Below are 2,244 nucleotides of genomic sequence, written 5' to 3' on the forward strand. Positions count from 1 at the left end.
TCGATCGGAGATCGTCCGAGAGCCCGATCCCCACCCCCGCCTCCTTGCGCGCCTCGGCCTCGGGATCCGGAGCCGGGGCCATGGGACCGGAGATGGAGGGTCCACGGAGCCGGTCGGAACCCGTGGCGTCGCCGTTGTCACCGTCACCGGCGTCACCGCCGTCGCTCTTGCCGGCATTGTCCGGCTTGGGCATGTCCCCGGGACGGACCAGTCCCTTGATGACCTGGAGCTTGCCGTCCCGGCCGATGGTGGCGATGCAGCCCGCGATGGCGTAGTCCTCCGCCTGGTAGGCCGCCCGGGCCTCCACCGCCGCGTGGATCTCGTCCGTGCGGGTCTCGATGGCGCAGGCCTCCTCGCCGAGTTGCTCGGTCCATTCGTCCTCGTCGAGTTCGCAAAGCTCGTCCTCGCGGGAGCGCAGACGCTCCAGCTCGGCCGCCTCCTCGGCCGTGGGTGTTACGGGTTCCGGCTGGATGCGCCCGTAGCGCGCAAGCTCGGTCCAGTCGACCTCCGGCACTGCCGTTGCCCAGCGCCAGCGGGTCGCCAGGTCCTTCGCGGTTTCGTCCAGCTTCTCCATGGCGAGATTGTTCAGCAGCACCGGGTCCTCCAGCCAGACGCCGCTCTCGTCCTCGTCCGAGAAGAGGTCCCGCAACACCGCTCCGCCCGCGGCCTCGTAGGCGTCGACCCCCACGAAATGCGCCACGGCGGAGTTGGCCGGAACCCGGTCCTGGGTGAGGAGCCGCTTCACCTGCCAGGCGGTGGGGCGGTAGCCCTGGCTGGCCACCTGCTGGTAGACCGTCATCTGGCGGTGATGGTCGGTGGTGACGGCGAAGCCCTTGAGCGTCTCCAGGTCGATGGCGCCGGCGCGGTAGGCGTCGAGGAGTTCGGGCGCGGCGTTGCCGAGCCGAAGACGCTGTTCGACCAGGCGCTCGGAGATGCCGAAGCGGGCGGCGATGGAGGACACCGATGAGCCGGACTCGGCCAGGTCCCTGAACGCCGCCACCTGGTCGGCCGGATGCATGGCGATGCGGACGACGTTCTCGGCGAGAGACAGCTCGGCGGACGGGGCATCGCCGTCCACGACCAAGCAGGGGACCGGATGGGCGGCGTCGAGCACGCCGTCCGCTGCGAGGGCCTTGAGGGCCGCCAGGCGGCGGCCGCCCGCGATCACGGCGTAGTTGCGGCCGGGGCCGTCGCTTCGGACGACGAGGTTCTTGAGGAGTCCGTGGGCTGCAATGGAGGCCTTCAACTCGGCCTCGGCGGCCGCATCGGGAGGGGTCTTGCGCACGTTCTCCGGCGCGATCACCAGCCGGTCAAGCGAGATCGGGCGGATCGTGGGTTCGTGGACGGGAGCGGAATGGTTCATGTGTCCTCCTTGCGTGGGGGTTGGTGGGCGCGGCGGCGACTCTCTCCGGCCCCGCCTCGCCGCCTGGCCCGTGACAGGCTCCGCCTCCTGGCGGTGCTCGTGTGGGGACGGGGCGCGGTTGGCGTGATTCATGGCCCGGCGCTCTCTTCGGCAAGGAGCCGGTCGGAGAGGCCGGGCGTTCCGGCGGCGGGATCGGCCGGAATGCCGGTCAACCGGGGAAGCGGAACACCCGACGGCGACAGCGTGTGGCCGATGCGTTCTTCCAGCGCTGCATAGCGCTGATAGAGGTCCGGACGAAGCTCGGCTGCGCGGCAAATGTCTGATTTGGAGGAAAAAAGACATAGCGAGCAAGAGCACCTCGACATCCCCTCGGCGTAAACCCAGTGCGGAGACTGGCCGGCGTCGCGGATGATGCGGAACACGTCGTCGGTGGTCAGATCGAAGATCGGCAGCCAGTCAAACCACTCCCTGCCGGCGCGGGAGTTGCGGTCGCTGCGCGCCCAGGGGATGCGTTTGGACCGGGCATTGCTCTCGTCGCGGCGGATTCCGACGGCGCTGACGATGCGCCCGCCGAAGCGCGGGTGGGCCTTCAGGTAGTGGCGGAGTTCGCGCTCGATGGGCGAGATTTTGGCGGATCGTGTACAGAACCGGGTCCGAGGCCCCGGGAATCTTCCCCTTTCCTCGATCATTTCGAGAAGCGACTTGCCGGACGCCACGCGCGCCAGTATCAGCGGAACGCCCGCCGGCATCGTGCTCTCGATGTGCTCGACCGTGCCCGGCCACTCGACTTGGCCGAGGGGCGCATGGACCACGACCAACTGGTCGTGGGGCACGGCCCGGGCGAGCAGGATCGTCATGGTTTGGCTGTCCTTGCCCCCCGA

At 69.4% G+C, this 2,244-nt stretch carries 2 protein-coding genes; both read right to left on the reverse strand.

The window, feature by feature from the left end; genetic code table 11:
• On the reverse strand, positions 1-1,363 hold a 1,363-nt coding region (locus OXU42_12255), incomplete at its 3' end, for a ParB/RepB/Spo0J family partition protein (GenBank protein MDE0030160.1).
• Between the two features lie 128 nt (positions 1,364-1,491).
• On the reverse strand, positions 1,492-2,244 hold a 753-nt coding region (locus OXU42_12260; GenBank protein MDE0030161.1), incomplete at its 5' end, for a phosphoadenosine phosphosulfate reductase family protein.

The sequence above is a fragment of the Deltaproteobacteria bacterium genome (assembly GCA_028818775.1).
GTDB lineage: Bacteria > Desulfobacterota > Binatia > UBA9968 > JAJDTQ01 > JAJDTQ01.